Origin of the sequence: Nitrosomonas sp. (assembly GCF_020852615.1) — a bacterium.
Taxonomy (GTDB): domain Bacteria; phylum Pseudomonadota; class Gammaproteobacteria; order Burkholderiales; family Nitrosomonadaceae; genus Nitrosomonas.
Genome location: NZ_JADZAJ010000030.1, coordinates 14,411 through 29,801, shown reverse-complemented (window position 1 = coordinate 29,801; position 15,391 = coordinate 14,411). Strand labels below are relative to the sequence as shown.

General features: G+C 52.3%; 10 protein-coding genes. 8 read left to right on the top strand and 2 right to left on the bottom strand.

The window, feature by feature from the left end; translation table 11 throughout:
- Positions 1-7: 7 nt before the first annotated feature.
- Genes IT527_RS06835 through rhuM form a run of 5 tightly spaced genes read left to right on the top strand, consistent with a single transcriptional unit; the run spans position 8 to position 5,940 of the window.
- Positions 8-193: a hypothetical protein gene (locus tag IT527_RS06835; protein ID WP_292967784.1), complete on the top strand. Its 186-nt coding sequence runs from the start codon at positions 8-10 to the stop codon at positions 191-193.
- Positions 186-1,193: an efflux RND transporter periplasmic adaptor subunit gene (locus IT527_RS06830; RefSeq protein WP_292967783.1), complete on the top strand. Its 1,008-nt coding sequence runs from the start codon at positions 186-188 to the stop codon at positions 1,191-1,193. The genes IT527_RS06835 and IT527_RS06830 overlap by 8 nt, the downstream gene beginning before the upstream one ends.
- Before the next feature lie 6 nt (positions 1,194-1,199).
- Positions 1,200-4,289 carry a CusA/CzcA family heavy metal efflux RND transporter gene (locus tag IT527_RS06825; protein ID WP_292967782.1) on the top strand — a complete coding sequence of 1,030 codons (3,090 nt, stop codon included), beginning with the start codon at positions 1,200-1,202 and terminating at the stop codon, positions 4,287-4,289.
- Complete coding sequence (locus IT527_RS06820) at positions 4,286-5,539, top strand: TolC family protein (protein ID WP_292967781.1); 1,254 nt, start codon at positions 4,286-4,288, stop codon at positions 5,537-5,539. Before IT527_RS06825 ends, IT527_RS06820 begins: the two co-directional genes overlap by 4 nt.
- Positions 5,536-5,940: a RhuM family protein gene (gene rhuM, locus IT527_RS06815; protein ID WP_292967780.1), complete on the top strand. Its 405-nt coding sequence runs from the start codon at positions 5,536-5,538 to the stop codon at positions 5,938-5,940. The genes IT527_RS06820 and rhuM overlap by 4 nt, the downstream gene beginning before the upstream one ends.
- 165 nt (positions 5,941-6,105) lie before the next feature.
- Here the strand turns inward: rhuM and IT527_RS06810 are convergent, their stop codons facing one another.
- Positions 6,106-6,615: a DUF2807 domain-containing protein gene (locus IT527_RS06810; protein WP_292967779.1), complete on the bottom strand. Its 510-nt coding sequence runs from the start codon at positions 6,613-6,615 to the stop codon at positions 6,106-6,108.
- On the opposite strand from IT527_RS06810, the gene IT527_RS06805 reads away from it, so the two are divergent.
- Complete coding sequence (locus tag IT527_RS06805; protein WP_292967778.1) at positions 6,614-6,859, top strand: hypothetical protein; 246 nt, start codon at positions 6,614-6,616, stop codon at positions 6,857-6,859. The two genes, IT527_RS06810 and IT527_RS06805, sit on opposite strands and share 2 nt — an antisense overlap.
- Positions 6,860-7,000: 141 nt before the next feature.
- Here the strand turns inward: IT527_RS06805 and IT527_RS06800 are convergent, their stop codons facing one another.
- Complete coding sequence (locus IT527_RS06800; RefSeq protein ID WP_292967777.1) at positions 7,001-7,498, bottom strand: hypothetical protein; 498 nt, start codon at positions 7,496-7,498, stop codon at positions 7,001-7,003.
- 593 nt (positions 7,499-8,091) lie between these two features.
- On the opposite strand from IT527_RS06800, the gene IT527_RS06795 reads away from it, so the two are divergent.
- Together IT527_RS06795 and IT527_RS06790 are read left to right on the top strand one after the other, a co-directional pair.
- The gene (locus tag IT527_RS06795; RefSeq protein WP_292967776.1) at positions 8,092-10,125 is read left to right on the top strand and encodes a methyl-accepting chemotaxis protein; all 2,034 of its coding nucleotides are present in this window, start codon (positions 8,092-8,094) and stop codon (positions 10,123-10,125) included.
- 79 nt (positions 10,126-10,204) lie between these two features.
- Positions 10,205-15,382, top strand: a complete 5,178-nt coding sequence (locus tag IT527_RS06790) for an Hpt domain-containing protein (protein ID WP_292967775.1) — start codon at positions 10,205-10,207, stop codon at positions 15,380-15,382.
- The last annotated feature ends 9 nt before the right edge of the window (positions 15,383-15,391 follow it).

Genomic DNA, 15,391 nt, shown 5'->3' with positions numbered 1-15,391 from the left:
CCCTGTTATGGTGCGTGCTCTTGATTTGCTCAAAAAACAATTACTTCTCCTACTGGATTTGAATGAGGTTAATAAGTTCCACTTTACATTACCTCTGCTTGTTACTGGCTATGATGTTTCCGGCTGCCTGCTCGCAATCGGGGGAACCTGTACTGCAACAGAAAAGCAAAACAGATGGATTGACGATGGCTGAAGCCTCCCGCCGGTTTATTGTGGTTGAAGCAGCCGGTACAGGAGGGAGCGTTTTAAGCGGCATCCTGCCCGGGAGAATCGCTTTCAGGCCACAGGCAATGGCAGCGATCGGTTCTCCTGTGACAGCACGTGTTCTTTCAGTTGATGTGCGGCCAGGCGAAGTTGTCAGGGCCGGTTCGCCACTCATGACTTTGCAAAGTGCGGATGTGGCAGCGGCGCGAGCAGAACTGAATCAGGCTCTGGCCAGAAATGCAGCAGCAGAAGATCTGTTGCGCCGCCAGAATGAGATGATCAGAAAAGGTATCGGTCTGGAGGTGGAGCATTTCAGTGCGGCAACCGCTCTCAGGGAGGCCCGGGCCGAGCTGGAGCGGGCCAGGCATGCTGTTGAGTTATTCGGAAGCGGCAAAGGGGATCATTTTGTGCTGCGTGCACCAGCAAATGGTACCGTTCTCAGCATTAAAGCAAGTACCGGCAGCGTGGTATCTCCAGGAGATGAAGCACTGGCAGAGATAGGTGATCCTGACAGATTATGGGTAATTGTCGATATTCCGGAGAACGATATTGGCAAGATTGCCGCTGGCCGGTCAGCCGATGTGTATATACCGGGAACGGGAGCCAGGCTGGAAGCGGTGATAGATGGCATGGGGCAGGTTGTCAGTGCAGATCAGCGTCGTGTTCCCGTTTACCTTGCTTTCAGGGGACGATCGGAACAATCAGGGCGATCGAATCATCTGTCAGCCGGAATGCTGGCCGAGGTGCAATTAAACATGACGGATGATGCCATTCGTTTGAACCTGCCAGCCACAGCTGTTTTGATTAAAGAAGGCGGTCAGCAGATTGTGTATGTTCAGCGCGCCGATGGTTCGTATGAATCGCGCTCAGTTCGTACCGGCAATTCATACGGTAATCGTGTAATTATTCTGGAAGGGGTGCAGGCAGGTGAAAAAGTGGTGGTAAAAGGAGCTTTGTTGCTGGATGGTGCTGCCGAACAACTGCTTTAAGTGCCTATGCTGAACCCGGTTATTGAAAATAGCGTTCACCGGCGGCTGGCTGTGTTGTTCTTCGCAGTCATCGTTGCCATCTTTGGTATCCGGGCTTATCAGGCGATTGCAATCGAGGCTTTTCCGGACGTCACCAATGTTCAGGTGCAGGTCATTACGCAGATGCCAGGTTATGCAGCCGAGGAGATTGAACGCCAGGTGACCATCCCACTGGAGCGCGCACTTAACGGCACACCAGGCATGACACTGTTACGCAGCGAGAGTCTGTTTGGTTTATCGCTGGTAACACTGATTTTTGATGACCATGCGGATTCCTTTGTCAGCCGCATGGTTGTCAATCAGCGGCTGGCCCAGGCGGATCTGCCGGAAGGTGTCATACCGGCACTGGCGCCCGATGCCACGCCGCTGGGCAAGATTTATCGTTTTCGTGTGATGAGTGATCGTCATGACCTTTATCAGATACGCTCGGAAATGCAATGGAACATTACCCGTGTTTTACGGCAGATTCAGGGAGTCGCTGATGTTATTCCTTTTGGTGGGTTTCTCAGGGAAATCCATGTTGAGGCAGATCCGGCCAGGCTGTATGGTGCCAGTCTTACACTGGAGAAGCTTGAAGAAGCGCTCCGCAAGGCCAACCTTAATGTTGGAGGAGGGTTTTTGCGCCACGGCGACCAGGAACTCACCATTCGCGGGATTGGCTATATTGATTCGGCGGAGGATATTAAGAAAATTCCCCTGAAAACCAGTAACAGCTCACCGCTTACTCTCGGTGATGTGGCTGTTGTTAAACTCGCAGCCACGCCGCGACGGGGATCAGTGGCATGGAACGACAGGAAAGAAGTCGTTGAAGGGCTGGTTTTGATGCGCCGGGGCGAAAATCCTTCCCGTGTACTTGAAGAAATTCACCATCAGGTTGAAATGCTGAATTCAAGCATTCTCCCGGCCGGGATGAAAATTGAAGCAGTGTACGACCGAAGTGTGCTGGTGAACCACACACTGACGACTGTGCACGAAAACCTTCTGCACGGTTTCCTGCTGGTGGTCGGGATTGTCTGGTTCTTTCTGCGCAGCATTACCGGATCCATTATTGTCGCGGCTGTCATCCCGCTATCGCTGCTGGTGGCTTTTTGGGGTTTGCACGCCCTGGGGTTGCCCGCCAACCTGATTTCCATGGGAGCAATTGATTTCGGCATTCTGGTCGATGGTGCTGTCGTGCTGGTTGAAAATATCATCCATGCCATTCGGCACGAACGGCCCGCCAGCAGACAGGCCGTGCGGCAACTGGTAATCCGTTCGGCGAGGGAAGTCGGGCGCCCGGTCCTTTTTTCCATGTTGATCATCATTGCTGCACTGATGCCGGTATTTACCCTGCAATCAGTGGAGGGACGCATTTTCCGGCCGCTTGCGCTTACCTATGCTTTTGCTCTTGGGGGAGCGCTGGTTTTTTCACTGACAGTGGTGCCTGCACTGTGCGCCTGTCTGTTCAGACCGGAGCATGTCAAATTGACTGAACCCGGCTGGATTGGAAGGCTGCGCAACAGTTATCGCAGACTGTTGACTCAAATCCTGACATTGCGCGGTGTTACCGTTGCGCTGGCAGCCATTCTCCTGATAACGGGTACATTTACCTCCACCCGACTGGGAACAGAATTTCTGCCTGAACTGGATGAAGGTGATCTGGCCATATTTGTTGAAATGCCAGCCAGTATTGCGCTGGAAAAAAGCCAGGAAGTGCTGCAGGAGGTTCATCAGCGTTTACGCACCTTCCCCGAGACGCTGGATGTGCATACCGAACATGGACGGCCGGAAGATGGCACTGATAATGAAGGTGTCAATATGCTGAAAACATTTGTGCGGCTGAAACCCCGGAACGAGTGGCGCAGTGGACAGGATAAGCCACAGCTGATTCAGGCGATGCGTAACTCGCTTGCGGCAATCCCCGGCGTGCGCTTCAATTTTTCCCAACCGATCAGGGATAGTGTTGAAGAAGCGGTAAGCGGAGTACGGGGTCAGGTTGTCCTGAAGATCTTTGGTCATGATCTGACTCTCATGCGCGACACCTTAAAACAGGCCAGGGCAGTGCTCAAAGAAGTACCCGGTGTAACAGAGCTTGATCTGTATCGGGATGTATCCAGCCCGCAGCTGCATATCCGGCTGAATCGCCCAGCGCTGGCGCGTGCCGGAATTCCGGTTGAAGATGCGGCAAGATCAGTTGAAACCGCGCTTGCCGGGCGGGTGGTAACACAATACTGGGAAGAAGAGCGGCCCGTTCCCGTGCGTCTTCTGCTGCCCAAACCCGCTCATGATGATCTCGACAAAATAGCAGATCTGCCTGTTGCTGCCCCGTCAGGAGCCCGTATTCCATTACGGCAGTTGGCCGATATTCAGATCAGTAACGGGGTAGCCTCGATTGTACGTGAAGGTAATATCCGTTTCCTCGCACTTAAATTCAATGTGAAAGATCGTGACATGGGGTCGGTAATTCAGGATGCGATCACGGCCGTCGAGTCCGGAATCAGGGCGCCGGATGGACATTATCTGGTCTGGGGAGGTGAATTTGAAAATCAGGAACGTGCAGCCAGACGGATGCAGCTGGTAATACCGGTTGCAGTGCTGCTGGTATTGGGGTTGCTTTACGCTGCCCTGAACAGCGGTCGCAGTGCTCTGGCAATTCTGGCTGCGGTTCCTTTTGCCCTGACGGGTGGCGTATTTGCTCTCCTGTTTGCCGGCATTCCGCTTTCAGTCAGCGCTGCCATTGGTTTCATCGCGTTGCTGGGGCAAGCTTCCCTGATGGGTGTCCTTGTTCTGTCAGCAGCTGAAATGCGTTGTCAACATGGTGAAAAATTGCTGTCCGCCCTGCTGGAAGGTGCGACAGAACGGTTACGCCCTGTTCTGATGGCATCCTTGCTGGCGCTATTCGGTTTATTACCAATGGCGTTATCTACTGGCGTTGGCAGTGAAACGCAACGTCCTTTCGCGCTGGTCGTGGTTGGCGGCATGCTGACTACACTGGCAGTGGTGCTGCTGGTGCTGCCGGTGATCTACAGTCTGATTGCTCCCGGGCAGCTCAAGACATCTGCAAAAACTGATACATGATTCTGCATTCGATTCTCCTGCCGCTCCTGCTGATGGGACTGACCGTTTTACCGGCCCGGGCGGAAACTCCGCCAGAATCGGTTGATCTGGCTACTGTGCTGGCTCTGGCAAGGAAAGCCAATCCACGGCTGGTACTTGAGCAGCAGAATATTGCCGTTGCCCGGGCCGAGCGGCGCACTGCCAGCGCTTACCCGAACCCGACGGTGAGTTACAGCTATTTGCGTCAACCCAACGCTTTTACCAATTATGAAGGCACGAAGGCTCAGGAAATTTCGATTGAACAGCCTCTCCTGATAGCCGGGCAGCGCGGTGCGCGTATTGAAGCTGCTGAACGTAATATCAGTGCCGCGCAGGCCCGTTTTGACGCTTCCGGTAATCAGCTGGCTGCTGATGCCGGAGTTGCCTTCATAACGCTGCTTGCCGCCCAGAAAAAACAGGCTGCTCTGGCAGCAGGAATGACAGAACTGGGCCGACTGCAGAATATTGTGGCAGGCCGTCAGGAGAATGGTATGGCGAGCCGGTATGATTTGCTGCGCATAGATGTCGAGCTGGCTGCATGGCACACGCGATCTGCAGAAGCCGATGCCGAACTGACAGTTTGCCAGGCCCGGCTGGCAACGCTCCTTGGTTTTGCGGACTGGAAACCTCGCGGGACTGGAGAATTATTTCCCTTGAGTATGGGTACAGAGCACCCGGATGATGTGGATAAAAACCCGATACTCGTTGCAGCCGGTCAGGAGGAAGCGGCTGCCCGGGCCAATACCGAGACAGCACGTCGGGAACGTTTCCCCAATGTCTCGCTGACAGCCGGCCGATTCTGGACAAGTGCGCCATTCGGGGCAACTAATACGATTGGTATTGCAGTTGAAGTACCAATTTTCGAAACACGTGGCGGCGCTTTTGATAGAGCAAAAGCGGAAGAGCAATTGGCCGGCCTGCGCCGATATCTGGCGAAAGCAGAGGTACAGGCGGATGAACAACGCTACGCCACACTGGTAGCTCAGCGAATGGCCGCACTGGATCACTTCCGGGAGCAGCTGGAGCCGCGCCTGCCTTCCCTGAAACAAATGGCAGAGGATGCCTATCAACTGGGTAAAAGCTCGATCATTGAGCTGCTGGATGCGGTGCGCGTGCGATATGAAACGCAGCTCAATCATCTTGAGCTGTTGTCCGGTCTGATAGAAGCACAGTTGCGGCTGCAGGCGGTACGGGGTGATTTTGCAATGGATTGGCCTGATATACCAAAATGAAAACGCTGAAAATAAACAAGTCTATTTGTTATCAATCGGAAGATGGCCAGGTGCAGCTTGATCTGCGTGTGAAAGATGGCAGTATCTGGCTGAATCAGCTGGAAATTGCAGAATTGTTTCAGACTACCAAGCAAAATATTTCTCTCCATATCAGGAATATTCTTGAGAGTGGAGTGCTGTGCCGGGATGTCGCTGTCAGGGAATTTCTGGTGATCCAGCCAGAGGGCAGGCGGCAGGTGCGACGTCATCTGACTTACTATAATCTCGATCTGATCCTGGCTACCGGTAATCGCCTGCGCTCCCTGCAGGGCGTGCGATTTCGCCAGTGGGCGGATATTCATCTCAGGGAATTCCTCTACAGAAATTTTGCCCCGGATGAAGAACGCTATATCCACATGTAGTTTGCAGGGTGTGAGGTTTGTCGCAGGCAGGGTTAAGGCGATAGGGTAATAAAGTGATGAGGTGATTTTACAGTTATCCCTTTGATAACCGGCCCGTTAATCCTCCGGTTGGTGCAGGGTAAATTTTTCCGGCAGAAATTTCTTAACAGCTTATATTGCCCATGACTACCGGTATCTGATACTTGAAGCACCCTGAGTATGAATCGATTCCCGAGGCGGGTTGCAATAAATATTGAAATGCACAGCGCCGGAAAGTGACCCTGATACTGATTCCTTAGCACATACAGATACATTGCCTGCACCGGAGGCATCCACTTCAACTTCATTTGTTATGAGATTTCTTGCCACTGTATTGCCAGCCCCAGACAGGTTCAATACGAGGTAGCTTGCCTGCCCCCCGATATTTATATTACCTGCCCCGCTTTTTCTGACAGATAAACCATGGGGGAAATCACCATAAACTTCGGTATTGCCCGCTCCGGAGATTTCAAGTGTCTGGAGAGCAGAGCCCGTCACGGTTACATTGAGGTTGCTGTTTCCCGTATCTGGCCAGTGGATGGCCAACACTCCGCCTGATGAATTAACCTCAACAGATTCCACGTAATTGCCACCCCCGGAAACGATGACACTGTTTTCACTGCCGGTTCTTATTTCAACATTGCCTGCACCAGACATGACCAGCGATGTATACAGGCCGGGTGAATATGATTTGCTGGTTGCAATCCCGCCTGGCACCACTGAATCCTGCCCGCTGCTGTTTGTGCAACGCACGCTCGAATGTGAAACACCACTTCCTGAACGGGAATATGCGGATGCTGAACCATTACCGGAACAACTGACGCTGGCTGAGGTATCGGCGACACTTGCGCGGGCGCAGAGTAACAGCACGGTCGGGATAATTATTTTTTTTAACGTTTGACTCTGCATAAAGCGCTCCTGTGGGTGCTAAGGGCTCTTTGAAATAAGGGCCCTCTGAAACACTGCCTGTGTGCTGCTATTTTTATATTCCCTGAGTTACATTCCCTGAGCTGACCATCCCGCTGACGTTTCTCAGCGTTTCTTAATTATTGATATGCTCTGCCAGACAGGTATCACGCCATTGATTGAGCAGCCCGGCAAGTTCCGGTGCAGAATAACCGTATGTGTCAGGAAGCCCAGCTTCCACGCTCGTCAGTATTCTCGATAAATTTCTTCTGTGCTGTTTCGTATTAAAACCCGGAGTATAGTTCCAGCAGACCATAGCCTGACCACCCGCTGACAACACAAAAAACCGGGAGGTGTCTGACCAGCTGATATACCAGGTGCGGTACAGAGAACGTATCAGCATTCCCTCGGGCTCAAGCCGGAGATAACTGCTGCCCGGAATAAGCGTAATCAGCACAATGATTACACCTGAGCCAAAAAAGCCGATGATGAGCCACCCGGACACGGGATGCTCGCGTAAAGCGTGAATCCCCAGCAGGGTAAAGCAGCCCGAGAATATCAGTAACCATAAATGCTTCCAGGGGCTGGGTTTAAGTTCCACGAAATTTTCCGGCACACTGATATCTGAATTCATTGGTTTCGCTGATCTGACTGATTGATTAAAACCGTTACGCGGACGCGGAAAGCCAGCCTGATACCTGACACGGATTTACCCTGCTTCCCTTCCTGATGATGAGGGCTATTTTGCAGTTTTTTACGAGGGTAAGCCAGTACGGCACACAATTTTCAGCCGGCGTTTGTCCAACAGGAGCTCCTGCTATTCCCATGACCTGAAACAAAAAGACTGGCGCCCGGGGCAGTTGACACCCATAACCCGCATTGCCCGGTAGTCGGGAGGGGTATTCACTGCAAGGAATTTTTTCACCAGAATCTGATCCTGAATGAAAAACACGCTGTTTCCACGTGAGACAAAACAGATTTACACCCGGCTTCCCCCGGAAATTCCATTTCAAAACCATAATAAAGAAGTGTTTTACGAATTTCTTCTGTTTTTTGCTCCCATCAGGCAGCGACTATCCTATCGCTCAGGAATTATGTCATCATAATATTGGCTTTTCAGATGTATACGGTGTATACGGGAATGCCGGCAAGGGCGTTTTTGACAGAAATTCCACCAAAAATAAGGCTTGATTCCAGCATATGACAGGTTGCGATAACTCCGGCGATATGACTGTTTTACTTCCCGTTACCAAATATCTGCAGATATTCCGCCAATCGTGGTTTATGGGGGCGCTGTTTGTCCTGTTTCTGCTGATTACCCTGATCCTGTTGCGTATTGATTCCCAACAGATGCGCAGCCATACCGCTTCTCTCGAAGTGGCTGGACGAATTCATACTGACAGTCAGCATCTGGTGATCGTTTCCCGGGAAGCGCTGCGCGGTAATGAACAGGCTTTTATTCAGTTGCGTACCAACCTTGATCAGCTGGGGCAGTATTCAACCCTGCTGCAACATGGAGGGGAATACCGGCATGAAACTCTCCCGGCCATAGCAGAGCAGCTTCCCGCCGATTTGTTCAAAAATTTCCAGAATACGCTGCACATGAAGGAAAACCGGGCTCGCCAGATTCTGGAAAGCCGGAAAGCACTGACTGGCCTGGCAGAAATCCTGAAACGGGTGGATTCCGTCAATCACAGCCTGCAAATGAAACTGCAGGAATTTTCTGTTGAATTGTCACAAACGGGGCACGCTTCCACTCAGGCGGTGGCGGTTGAAACTGTAAAAATTCTGGTCCAGTTTATTACCGGCAGTGTCAGCTCCATGTTGCAGGGAGGATTTCAGGTTCCCGCCGCTGCAGATCAGTTGCCGGGTGAATCCGAGCAGATCACCGGGATGATCCAGACACTGGTGAAAGGGCGGGACTGGTTATATGCAACCGTGCTGGGCAATCAGATTTCTTCTGAGGCGCTATCCCAGATTCGTGTTCAGTTCAATGCGCTGGAAGATCTGCTGCGTGCCGCCCAGAAACTGGCTCCGGAAGCAACCGGTGCCTGGCACGCCATGTATGAAACCTTCTCGGCTAATGACAGCATGGCAACGCTGGTCAGTCAGATTGAGCAGGCAATTAATGAATACAACCGTGATAAAAATGTACTTGTATCGGTTCTGTTTTATCTGTCCATGTTTCTGACTGTCGCCAGTGGCCTGATATTTATCTATATGTTCTCAACCAGTATGCGCAAGCGCATCTACCAGGGGGAGCAAAGTGTTGAAACAACCCAGCGTGCAATACTGCGCCTGCTGGATGAAATGGAAGTACCTGCCGGCGGAGACCTCACTGCCCGGATGTCTGTCACGGAAGATATTACCGGGACGATTGCTGATTCAATCAACCTGACAATCGAAGCATTGCAGGAACTGGTTAAAAAAATCAATCTCGCCAGTTCTCAGGTGATGAGCGCCTCTCATCAGGCGGAAAGTATCTCATCCGATTTGCTGAACGCCACACGGGAACAGGCACATAAAATTGAAGATGCCACTGTGGCCGTGCTGGGGATTGCTGAATCACTGGAAGCCGTATCCAGCTCTGCAGAAGAGTGTGCAGATGTGGCCAAACAGACATTGTACGCCGCAGAGAGTGGTGCCAGTGCCGTTCAGGATGCCATGGCCGGCATGAACGAGATCCGCGTGTATATTCAGGAAACATCCAAACGAATCAAGCGGCTGGGTGAAAGTTCGCAAGAAATCGGCGAGATTGTCACACTGATTTCAGATATTACCGAGCAGACCAATATCCTGGCACTGAATGCTTCCATCCAGGCAACGGCAGCAGGCGATGCCGGCAAAGGATTTTCCATCATTGCCCGGGAAATACAGCGGCTGGCTGAGCACTCAGCTGAGGCAACCCGCCAGATCAGCACACTGATCCGTAACATCCGTGGCGATGCGCAAGACACCATTACTGCCATGGAGCGCAGTACGGCTGGCGTGGTGGAAGGAACCCGGCGGGCCAATGCGACAGGCAGCGCACTGGAAGAAATCGAAACCGTTTCAAAACGTCTGGCACAGCTGGTCATTCGAATTACCGAAGCGACACATAAACAAACCCGGGTCTCCAACAGGGTTGCCAAAAACATGGAAGAAATTCTGGCCATTACCCGCCAGACTTCACAGGGGACACAACAAAATGCTGACTCTATCCAGCAGATTGCCAAACACGTAACTGATCTGAAATCTTCCGCAGCTAATTTCAAGGTATGACAAACCAGTATATTCAACTGTACCGCAACCAATCCGGAATAGCCGTTACCACCAACCTCAGGACTAATAAGGCCGCATCATGAATACTGTAACCAGGATAAGCATCTCCTCCGTTATGGGGATTAGAGAAGCCATTGAGCAGATTTTTACCCTGATCCACCGTCATTTTGATTCCTACGCTGCAGATACCGGCGATACCAGGCAGATTGAGGAATGCCACTATTACATGCATCAGCTGAATGGCATGCTGGAAATGCTGGAGCTGAACGGTGTTGTGTTCGTCGGTCAGAACGTGGAGGGGCTGCTTGCGGCCCTGAAGGAGCAGCGTATCACACCGGATACACAGGTATTGACCGCTGCCCGGCAGGCTATCCGCTCTATTTATCGTTATCTGGATGCGCTGATTGATGGTGAAGCCGATAATCCGGTCAAACTCTTTCCGGTTTATCGAAAAATCATGCAGCTGCAGGGATTGGAAGAGATTCCTGAAAGTGATCTGTTTTTTCCGGAAATACGTGAATCTCTGCCATTACTGCCTGTGGAGCTGGATCTGGACGACTTATCCCGGCAGGAAACGGCCAGGCGGGCGCGCGCGCAATTTCAGTCGGGGCTGCTGAACTGGTTAAAGGATACAGAAGACAGATCAAGCCTGCAGAAAATGGTTGAAGCAGTGCGTTCAATCGAAAAACTGCCTGCTCCCGTTGAACAGCGCAGATTCTGGTGGATCTCTTCCGGGTTCCTGGACAGTCTGCTCCATCAGGCGCAGGCAGCTGATAAATCCGCTCGCAAATTATGCGGAAAGATTGAACAGGAAATCAGGTACCTGAACAAGGAATCACATGTTGTGGCGGATCGTCTGGCAAGAGAACTGCTCTATCGCATTGCACGCAGCCAGCCGGTGAGCGAACGTCTGCAGGAATTCGGGCGTGTTTACGACTGGCAGGTTCCGCTGTCTGCGATCGACAAACAGGAACACCTTGATGAATCCATCCTGGAGGAAGAAGCAACAGCTGCAGATCTGCAAAGTATGCGCACCCTGCTGGAAGACATCAACGATCAATGGCGCAGATTCAGTGTTGATACGCCTGAAAATCTGATTTCACTGCTCACGCTGGTTGAGCGACTCAAATCCCAGGCATCCCGGATAAACTGCGCACCGCTGGAAAAGCTGGCAAGCGTCATACATGGTGCCCTGTCCTATCTGCGTATTCGCCCGGAGAGCATGAACGAAGGGATTGCGCTGGATATCGCTTCATCTCTGCTGCTGACTGAAAATGCGATTGATAATTTCCATCGCCTGTCGGCAGAATTTCCTGCACAGGTCGAAGCACTTGCCACCCGCATCCGTGCAGTAACTACCGGCAGGGGCGGTGATAATGATTTACCTGATCTGCCCAGTCCGGATCAGGCAGGCCATCTTGCACAAGAGAAAAAACTGCTTAAGCAGGTTGCTCAGGAAGTGCTCACCAACTTGTCACAGGTTGAAGATATTCTTGACCGTTTCTTCTTTGAACCGGAAATACGCAATGATTTAGCGGCTTTACCCGAGCTGTTCAACCAGATCAGCGGTGTGCTGCACATGCTTGAGCAGGATCGTGCCGGTTCGTTACTTGAATCCTGTCGTGAGCTGGTTGAAAAACTGACCGAGCCGGGTCGTCCACTGAATCAGATCGAACAGACCCTGCTGGCGGATGCATTGAGTGGTCTTGGTTTTTATATTGAAGCACTCAGAAATTCCCAGTCTGATTCCGAAGCAATCCTGGCCGCAACCATCAATCAGTTCAATCAGCAACTGGCTGAACAGGCCCTGTCAGCAGATATTCCTGCAATTTCAGCCGGACCGGCACCGGTTATTACTGAAACCGTACCCGGTACTGTTACAGATCAGCAGTATGACCCTGAATTGCTGGCTATTTTTCTTGATGAGTCTGTCGATGTACTGGCAAGCATTGCAGACAATCTGGAAGCCTGTTACAGCGACCGCACGAATGCGGATATGCTGGCAGCTATCCGCCGCAGTTTTCACACCCTTAAAGGCAGTGGCCGTATGGTGAAGCTGGAAGCGCTGAGTGAAGTGGCCTGGCGCATCGAGCAGCTCATGAACCGCTGGCTGAGCGAACAAAAACCGGCAACGGATGCACTTTTGAGTTTGCTGGCAGAAAGTCACCGGCAGTTCAGCAGCTGGTGTATCAGCCTGAGAAAAAATGGTGCTGCGGAAATCAACGCCCAGCCTCTGCTTGATCAGATCAGAGAGATGATGTTTGGTGCAGAAGAACAGCCGGCCAGTGATACAGTGACTGCCCCATCTTCCCTGTCTGCTGTGCCGGAGCTGGAAATGAATCCGGTCATGGAGCCTGAACCGGTTGCATCTTCCGCTGCTGAAGTGCCTGAAATCGTGCCTGAAACGGTGGTACAAATCGGGAATATTGAGGTGCCGGCAGAGCTGTTCAGGATTTTTATCCAGGAAGCCAGTAATCATGTTGAGGCCCTCAAGCAGGCGCTTGGATTATCCGGAAACAATACAATCCTGTCGGTTTCTCATGAATCCATGCTGGCGGCGCATACACTGGCCAGTACTTCAGGTGCTCTGCAACTGGGTTTTATTGCGCAGATTGGACAAATACTGGAGCACTGGTTTAACCGTTTGCTGATGACTTCCGGCATGCCGGAACAGCTGGTGCTGTCTTATCTGTCGGCAGCGGTCAATCTGCTGGATGTCATGGTGACATCTGTCCGTAACCGTCAGTATCCTGCCATTGAAATAATAGAGGCAGGTGAAGAGACAACACATGAACTGACACGTCTGCTGGAAGAAGCAGCTGCTCAACCGATTGAAACGGAATCAGCTGAACTGGAATCAATCGAGCCGGAAGGTGCTGAATCCGGATCGGCTGAAATATCAGCCAGTGAGATCCTGCAGGAAATTGCACCGGTACTGTTGCAGATGCCGGTTGATGAAGTACAGGCGTTTATCCCGGATCAGCCGGATAAAACGGAATCTGCCGGTATGGATCGGGAATTACTGGAAGTTTTCCTTGAAGAAGCGCAGGAACTGCAGTCTGAAATCGGTTCAAATCTGCGTGCATGGCGTAAACAGCCTGATCAGGCGGGAGCGCGTAAAGCCGTGCTGCGTGCATTGCACACGCTGAAAGGCAGTGCCCGTATTGCCGGTGCATTACAGGTCAGCGAGCAGGCGCATCAGATGGAAAGCGATATTGAATCTGCCTATGAACAGACCGTACCCGCTGCATTGCTCGATCAGCTTGAAACCCGGTTTGACACGATTGCGGATGATATCGGGCAGCTGCGCCTGTCCCTGCAGCCTTCGCAACCCGAGCTGCGATCCGTTCCGCTGACGGAAACAGCCGGACAACCCGTATCAGAAGTGGCTGCTGATGATTTATCTGTTTCTCCGGTGCCGGTGGAGAATGAACAGGCTGCATTCAAAACCGTTTTGCGTGTGGATGCCGGGCTGATAGACCGTTTAATCAATGAATCGGGCGAAGCGAGCATGATTCGTTCCCGGATAGAAACACAACTGTATGATCTGGAACAGTACCTGCTGGATCTGGGTGAAAGCGTGGATCGAATGCGTGGCCAGCTGCGTGAAATTGAATTGCTGGCTGAAACACAGATCCCGTCCGGTACATTGTCTGCCGAAACCGGTCAGGCCGGGTTTGATCCACTGGAGCTGGATCAGTTTACCCGTTTTCAGGAGTTGACCCGGCTGATGGCGGAAAGCATGGATGACGTGGTCACCATCCACAAAAGCCTGCGCGAAGTACAGCGTACCGCCGGTATGACTGTGGATCAGCAGGCTCATCTGAATCGCCGGTTACAGCAGGATCTGGTGCGCATTCGTACTGTCCCGTTCAGAAATTATTCCGAGCGTCTCTACCGTACTGTCAGGCAGGCAGCAAAAGATACCGGCAAACAGGCCATTCTGACGATTCAGGGGGACAGCATCGAATTTGATCGCAGCGTGATCGATAAAATCAGCGCTCCCCTGGAACATTTGCTGCGTAATGCACTGGTGCATGGTATCGAGACACCGGAAGAACGTACGGTCGCCGGCAAGGCGGAAGCCGGCCGGATTACGCTGGATCTGCGTCAGGAAGGCAATGAGATTGTTATGGTGCTGCGGGATGATGGTGCCGGACTGGATGTCGGGCGTATCCGCGACAAAGCGCGCCAGCTTGGATTAAGCGATCCGGAGAATGCACAGGAAGATAAACAGTGGTATCCGCTGATTTTTACCCATGGATTAACCACATTTGATGATGTGACGGACATTGCCGGACGGGGAGTGGGTCTGGATATCGTCAGAAATGAGCTGGGCGGGATCGGTGGCAGCATTACGGTCGATTCGGAAAAAAACCGGGGAGTTACCTTTACGCTGCGCCTGCCGGTCACACTGGCCGTAACGCAAGCACTCATGGTGAAAGCTGCTGAGAATACCTATGCCATTCCGGCAGCAATTGTGGCGCATGTGCTGGAGATGAATGCTGCAGCCCTTGGCACAGCGTATCAGGAACATCATCTGATATGGAATGATCAGCGTTTTCCGCTGGTCTACCTGCCACACCTGCTGGATGTGCCGCATGGTTTTCCTGAGATCCGTCGCCATAACCGTATCATATTGCTGCAGGCCGGGCATGAGCGGCTGGCGATTCATGCGGATGCACTGGCCGGTCAGTGCGAAGTGGTTGTCAAGAATGCAGGGGCCCAGCTGGCCGGAGCACCGGGGATTGAAGGTGCCACCATTACCGGGGATGGCAGTGTGGTGCTGATCATTGATCCGCTCAGACTGCTGCAGCGTGAACGGGTTAGGGAATTGCTGGCTTCCGGCCCGACTTCACCTGAATCAGCAGATACACTTTCTTCCGCAACGGCGCCGGTCGTAATGATCGTCGATGATTCACTGACAGTACGTAAGGTCACCAGCCGCCTGCTGGAGCGGCAGGGCTACGAAATCCTGGTTGCCAAAGATGGGGTGAGTGCGCTGCAGTTACTGCGTGAAACTGTACCTGCCATTATGCTGGTGGATATCGAAATGCCGCATATGGATGGTTTTGAGCTGATTCGGGCCGTGCGCAACAACCCGCAGCTGCAGCAGCTGCCGATTATCATCATTTCCTCACGCACTGCGGATAAGCATCGCAAGGTGGCTGCCGAGCTCGGTGTGGCTGAATTCATGGGTAAACCCTATCAGGAAGATGAACTGCTGCACCATATTGAACGCCTGATCAGGCATTGATCTTAAAAA

Bases quoted from the DNA above. Each gene is read 5' to 3' on its own strand.
- IT527_RS06835 (WP_292967784.1), top strand. From the start codon at position 8: ATGGTGCGTGCTCTTGATTTGCTCAAAAAACAATTACTTCTCCTACTG.
- IT527_RS06830 (WP_292967783.1), top strand. From the start codon at position 186: ATGGCTGAAGCCTCCCGCCGGTTTATTGTGGTTGAAGCAGCCGGTACA.
- IT527_RS06825 (WP_292967782.1), top strand. From the start codon at position 1,200: ATGCTGAACCCGGTTATTGAAAATAGCGTTCACCGGCGGCTGGCTGTG.
- IT527_RS06820 (WP_292967781.1), top strand. From the start codon at position 4,286: ATGATTCTGCATTCGATTCTCCTGCCGCTCCTGCTGATGGGACTGACC.
- rhuM (WP_292967780.1), top strand. From the start codon at position 5,536: ATGAAAACGCTGAAAATAAACAAGTCTATTTGTTATCAATCGGAAGAT.
- IT527_RS06805 (WP_292967778.1), top strand. From the start codon at position 6,614: ATGACCAGCGATGTATACAGGCCGGGTGAATATGATTTGCTGGTTGCA.
- IT527_RS06810 (WP_292967779.1), bottom strand. From the start codon at position 6,615: ATGTCTGGTGCAGGCAATGTTGAAATAAGAACCGGCAGTGAAAACAGT.
- IT527_RS06800 (WP_292967777.1), bottom strand. From the start codon at position 7,498: ATGAATTCAGATATCAGTGTGCCGGAAAATTTCGTGGAACTTAAACCC.
- IT527_RS06795 (WP_292967776.1), top strand. From the start codon at position 8,092: ATGACTGTTTTACTTCCCGTTACCAAATATCTGCAGATATTCCGCCAA.
- IT527_RS06790 (WP_292967775.1), top strand. From the start codon at position 10,205: ATGAATACTGTAACCAGGATAAGCATCTCCTCCGTTATGGGGATTAGA.